This is a genomic window from Streptomyces sp. NPDC056361 (genome assembly GCF_042262805.1).
In the GTDB taxonomy this organism is placed as follows: Bacteria; Actinomycetota; Actinomycetes; order Streptomycetales; family Streptomycetaceae; genus Streptomyces.
In genome coordinates this window covers 1-5,455 of sequence record NZ_JBHJQI010000072.1, presented here as the reverse complement: position 1 = coordinate 5,455, position 5,455 = coordinate 1, and the positions used below count along the sequence as shown (strand labels likewise).

The 5,455-nt window shown below is 70.6% G+C and carries 4 protein-coding genes; all 4 read left to right on the top strand.

All coding sequences use genetic code 11. From position 1 onward, the window contains the following. The first annotated feature begins 215 nt into the window (after positions 1-215). The 4 genes from ACFCY7_RS23195 (at position 216) to ACFCY7_RS23180 (ending at position 4,966) form a co-directional block, all read left to right on the top strand. The gene (locus ACFCY7_RS23195; protein ID WP_376487912.1) at positions 216-1,187 is read left to right on the top strand and encodes a carbohydrate ABC transporter permease; all 972 of its coding nucleotides are present in this window, start codon (positions 216-218) and stop codon (positions 1,185-1,187) included. After that, positions 1,184-2,062 (top strand): carbohydrate ABC transporter permease, encoded by an 879-nt coding sequence (locus ACFCY7_RS23190; protein ID WP_376487910.1) that lies wholly within the window; start codon positions 1,184-1,186, stop codon positions 2,060-2,062. Before ACFCY7_RS23195 ends, ACFCY7_RS23190 begins: the two co-directional genes overlap by 4 nt. Then, positions 2,059-3,906 (top strand): glycoside hydrolase family 35 protein, encoded by a 1,848-nt coding sequence (locus tag ACFCY7_RS23185; RefSeq protein ID WP_376487908.1) that lies wholly within the window; start codon positions 2,059-2,061, stop codon positions 3,904-3,906. The genes ACFCY7_RS23190 and ACFCY7_RS23185 overlap by 4 nt, the downstream gene beginning before the upstream one ends. Before the next feature lie 97 nt (positions 3,907-4,003). Beyond that, positions 4,004-4,966 (top strand): SIS domain-containing protein, encoded by a 963-nt coding sequence (locus ACFCY7_RS23180; protein WP_376487906.1) that lies wholly within the window; start codon positions 4,004-4,006, stop codon positions 4,964-4,966. Positions 4,967-5,455: the final 489 nt, after the last annotated feature.

The following is a 5,455-nucleotide window of genomic DNA, read 5'->3' as shown; positions in this document are numbered from 1 at the left end:
TTTATATTAGACGGGGGAACAACCGCCCTGGCCCTGTCCCCCGCCCTGTACACCACCGTCACCTATATGCCCACGCTGGGCGTGGCCACCGCCCGTTACAGCCGGCCCGCGGGGGGGGGGCCCCCGGCCCCGCCGGGGGGTCGCCGCCCCCGCCCGCCCCCTCGTCGCCGGGAATCCCGCCACCACTCCGGCGACGCCCCAGTGAGGAACGCCCCGTGACCCATGCCTCCGCCGCGCACCGCGCCCCCGCACGGCGCCCGGCAGCCACCGCCGCGCCCCGCCGGACGCGTGAGACGACGCCCCTCGGACGCCCCAGGCGGCTCGGCCCGCTGCTCTTCTGCGCCCCGTTCGTCGTCCTGTTCGTCGCCATGTACATCGCGCCGATCCTGTACGCGGCCCACAGCAGCCTCTTCACCATCCGCCGCTCCGGCCTGGGCCTGACCGCGCCCACGGAGGTCTTCGCTCCCCTGGACAACTACACGCGGGCCTTGCACGACGGCTCGTTCCTGGCCTCGCTCGGCCGCGTCGCCCTCTTCGGATGCGTACAGGTGCCGCTCATGCTGGGCCTCGCCCTGGTGCTGGCCCTGCTCATCGACTCCAAGTCCGCGCGGGGCAGGGGCTTCTTCCGCCTGACGAGCTTCGTCCCCTACGCGATCCCCGGTGTCAGTGCCGCACTCGTGTGGTCGTTCATGTACTCCTCGACGTCCAGCCCGCTCAACCGGCTGCTCGAACCGTTCGCCGTCACCATCCCCTTCTTCGACGAAGACGTCGTGCTGTGGTCCGTGGCCAACATCGTCACGTGGAGCTGGGCCGGCTACAACATGATCATCATCTACGCGGCCCTCCAGTCCATCCCCGCCGAAGTGCTGGAAGCCGCCAAGATGGACGGGGCCTCCGCCCTGCGGATCGCGTGGAGCGTCAAGATCCCCGCCGTGCGGGGTGCGCTGGTGCTGACCACGGTGTTCTCGATCATCGGGTCGGCCCAGCTGTACAACGAGCCGGCCGTCCTGCAGCCGGTCTCGGGCGGATCGATCTCTTCCGCGTTCACCCCGCTGATGTCGGCACAGAGCGCGGTCGCGGCCGGCAACTACCCCTACGCCGCGGCCCAGTCGGTCCTGCTCGCCATCGCCGTGGGCGCGGTGTCGCTCACCTTCTTCAAGCTGACCCGCCGAGGAGACCAGGCATGACCACGGTGATCCCCACCCCCACCGCCCGGATCCGACCGCGGCGCGAGACCAGTCCCGCCAGCCGCGTCACCGTGCTCGCCCTGCTGGGTCTGTCCGCCGTCTACTTCCTCTTCCCTCTGTGGTGGCTGCTGGTCTCGGCGACCAAACCCTTCGGAGAGCAGTTCGGCGGCAGCGGGCTGTGGTTCGACGGCTTCGGCCTGTTCGACAACATCGCCCGGCTCAGCAGCCAGGACGGCGGCATCTTCTGGCGCTGGATGCTCAACAGCGTCGTGTACTGCGGCGCGGGAGCGCTGATCGGCACCGCCCTGTCCGCCCTCACCGGATACGCGCTCGCCAAGTACGACTTCCCCGGCCGCGGTCTGCTGTTCTCACTGGTCCTGGCAGCCGTCCTGCTGCCCAAGGTGCTGTTCACGCTCCCGCTCTACCTGATGTTCTCGGGCGTCCACCTGATCGACAGCCCCCTCGCCGTCCTGCTGCCGAGCGTCGTCAGCCCCTTCGGCGTCTACCTCGCAAGGGTCTTCGCCGAACAGAGCGTGCCCGACGAGGTCCTCGAAGCCGGCCGCCTCGACGGCGCGGGGGAGTTCCGCGTCTTCCGCACCATCGCGGTGCGGATGATGCTGCCCGCCCTGGTCACGATCTTCCTCTTCCAGTTCGTGGAGATCTGGAACAACTACCTCCTGCCCGCCATGGTCCTGGGCGACGACCGGCTGCAACCCGTCACGGTCGGCCTCGTCGGCTGGAACGCCAGCCACGTCGCCGTGCCCCCGCCCCTCGTCGTCATCGGTTCGCTGGTGTCCATCGCGCCGCTCCTGATCGCCTTCCTCTCGCTCCAGCGGTTCTGGCGCGCGGGCATGACCGCCGGAGCAGTCAAATGACGACTCTGTTCGACCCCACCGCCACCCGACCCGAAGTCCCCGCCCCCGCGTCGGCGCAGGCGCCGACACGTCCTGCTCTGACCTGGACCGACGGAGCGTTCATGCGCTCCGGACAGCCGCACCGGATCCTGTCCGGCTCCCTGCACTACTTCCGCGTCCACCCCGCGCAGTGGGCCGACCGCCTCCAGCGCCTCGCCGCGCTGGGACTCAACACCGTCGACACCTACGTGCCGTGGAACTTCCATGAGCGCCGCCGCGGCGACATCCGCTTCGACGGGTGGCGCGACCTGCCGGAGTTCCTCCGACTCGCACGGGAAACCGGTCTGGACGTCATCGCCCGCCCGGGCCCGTACATCTGTGCCGAGTGGGACAACGGAGGGCTGCCCGCCTGGCTGACCGGCCGACCCGGCATGCGCCCCAGAAGCAGCCACCGGGACTTCGTCAACGAGGTGGGCCGCTGGTTCGACGTCCTGATCCCGATCATCGCCGCCGGTCAGAGCACACACGGCGGGCCCGTCGTCGCCGTCCAGGTCGAGAACGAGTACGGCAGCTACGGCGACGACCACGTCTACCTGCACTGGCTGCGCGACGCCCTGGTCTCACGCGGAATCACCGAGCTGCTGTTCACCGCCGACGGGCCGACACCGCTCATGCTCGACGGCGGAACCATCCCCGGCGAACTGGCGGCCGCGACCTTCGGATCACGCCCCGATCAGGCAGCCGCGATACTGCGCTCGCGCCGCTCCGGCGAACCCTTCCTGTGCGCCGAGTTCTGGAACGGCTGGTTCGATCACTGGGGTGAGCGGCACCACGTACGTTCCCCGCAGAGCGCCGCCGCCGACGTGGAAGGCATCCTCGAGCAAGGCGGCTCGGTCAGTCTCTACATGGCTCACGGCGGCACCAACTTCGGACTGTGGGCAGGCGCCAACCACGACGGAACACGCCTCCAGCCCACCATCACGAGCTACGACTCCGACGCTCCCATAGCGGAACACGGGGCACTCACACCGAAGTTCCACGCCCTGCGCGACAAGCTCACCCCGTACAGCTCCCGTCCCGTACCCGCCCCGCCGACCGACCCGCCACTGCTCGAACCGACGACTCTGGGCATACGGCGCGGGGCCGGACTGCTGGAAGCCCTCGGCTCGGTCTCGACGCCCCTGCACTGCGGCAGCCCGCTGAGTTTCGAGGAACTGGGACAGGCCTCCGGCCTCGTGCTCTACACCGCGCACCCCCGCATCCCGCCCGGGACCCACGAGGTGACGGTCACCGGACTCCACGACCGCGCCCAGGTCTTCGCCGACGGCACCCTGGTCACCGTCCTGGACCAGCCCACCTCGACTTTCACCCTCACCGGAACGGGTGCCGCGGTCCGGCTCGAACTGCTCGTGGAGAACCAGGGCCGCATCAACTACGGCCCACTGCTCGGACAGCGCAAAGGCATCCTCGGCGGCGTCCGCGTAGAGCGCCGCCTCATCCACGGATGGTCCATGCGCCCCCTGCCCCTGGACGAGTGGACCGCCGACGACCTCACACGCGCCGCTGCGGCCGAACCCGCCGACGACCGCGGCATCGCCACGGCACAGCTGCACGTCGAGGAACCGGCCGACACCTTCCTTGCCCTGCCCGGGTTCGGAAAGGGCTTCGTCTGGGTCAACGACACCCTGCTCGGCCGCTACTGGAACATCGGCCCCCAGACGACGCTGTACGTCCCCCGGCCCCTGCTGCGGCGGGGAACCAACCTCCTGACGATCCTCGAACTCGACCACTTCGGCGAGCACGTCGAACTCCTCGACGAGCCCCACCTCGGGCCGTGCGAAGAGTTCGTCGAAACCTTCGACTGACCCCGTACTGCACCGCACGGCACCGTACTGCGCCGCACCGAAGCGAACCGAATGGCACTGCACTGCACCGCACCGCACCGAAGGGAAAGCGAAACCGATGACCACTTCTCACGACTCCTCTTACTCCTCGCAGACCGCGCGCGAGATCGCCACCCAACCCGACTGCTGGCGCAAGGCGGCCGCCTCCGCCGCCGACCACTGCGACGCCCTCCCCAAGCACGGTGAACGCGTCGCGGTAGTGGGCTGCGGAACCTCGTACTACATGGCCCTGGCCTACGCCGAGCTGCGGGAGCAGGCCGGTCACGGCGAGACGGACGCCTTCGCCGCCTCCCTTTTTCCCGCCGACCGCCACTACGACCGCGTCGTGGCGCTCACCCGGTCCGGCACGACCACGGAAGTCGTCACCCTCCTGACCCGGATACGGGGCCGGGCCCGTGTCACGGCCCTCACGGCGGACGGCACCACCCCCGTGGCAGATGTCTCCGACAGCGTCATCGTGCTCGACTACGCCGACGAGGAGTCGGTGGTGCAGACCCGGTTCGCGACCACCGCACTGGCTCTCCTTCGGGCCCATCTGGAGCACCTGGGCCCCCTTCCCGAGGGCGTGCGAACGATCGCGCAGGCCGCCGACGACGTGGAGCGAGCCATCGCCGCGCCTCTGCCCGGGGACATGCTCGCGGCGGAGCAGATCACCTTCCTCGGCGTCGGCTGGGCCTACGGACTCGCGCTGGAGGCCGGCCTGAAGCTGCGCGAGGCGGCCGGGGCCTGGACCGAGGCGTATCCGGCGATGGAGTACCGTCACGGGCCCATCAGCATCACCGCGCCCGGCCGCGGCGCCTGGGTCTTCGGTCCGGCCCCGCACGGCCTGGGCGACGACGTGGCCCGTACCGGCGGAGCCTACGTCGCCGAGTCGGGCGGGGCGCCGGGCGATCTGGATCCGCTGGCCGATCTCGTCCGCGCGCAGCGCCTGGCCGTGCACATGGCCGGCGCGCGGGGGCTTGACCCGGACCGGCCGCGGGCCCTGACCCGCTCGGTGGTTCTGCCCGGCGCACATGACTGAGCACGACGACAGCGGCGCGTGCGTGCTCGCCCTGGACGTCGGCGGTACGTCGATGAAGGGCGCGGTCCTGGATCACACCATGCGGCCGCTGGAGATCTTGCGGGTGTGAGCGCAGCGGGTATGCCACCGTCCTCAACGGGCGAGGGCCGCACATCGGCCCGCCCTCCTGGAACGCGTTCACCCGCCGGTTCACCGAACTGGCCGGTGAGGCGGAGGCCGTGGTCCTCGCGGGCAGCCTCCCGCCGGGCCTGGTCACCGGTAGCTCCGACCTCGCAGACGCTTCAGCCCCACTCCGGGCACGCGGAGCCCGGACGGTCGTCGCCTCCGACGGCCCGAACGGCTGCACGTCCTCACCGGGGAAGCACACCACCACTCCGTCCCGCCCATCCGGCTCCGAGGCGACCCGACCGGCGCGGGCGACGCGTGCGTCGCCGCTCGCGGGGCAGGGCGCCCGGACGGCTGCCCTTGGCCGGACATCCTGCGTGATGC

Excerpts from the sequence above, each read along its gene's own strand:
- ACFCY7_RS23190 (WP_376487910.1), top strand. The coding sequence starts at position 1,184 with ATGACCACGGTGATCCCCACCCCCACCGCCCGGATCCGACCGCGGCGC.
- ACFCY7_RS23185 (WP_376487908.1), top strand. The coding sequence starts at position 2,059 with ATGACGACTCTGTTCGACCCCACCGCCACCCGACCCGAAGTCCCCGCC.
- ACFCY7_RS23180 (WP_376487906.1), top strand. The coding sequence starts at position 4,004 with ATGACCACTTCTCACGACTCCTCTTACTCCTCGCAGACCGCGCGCGAG.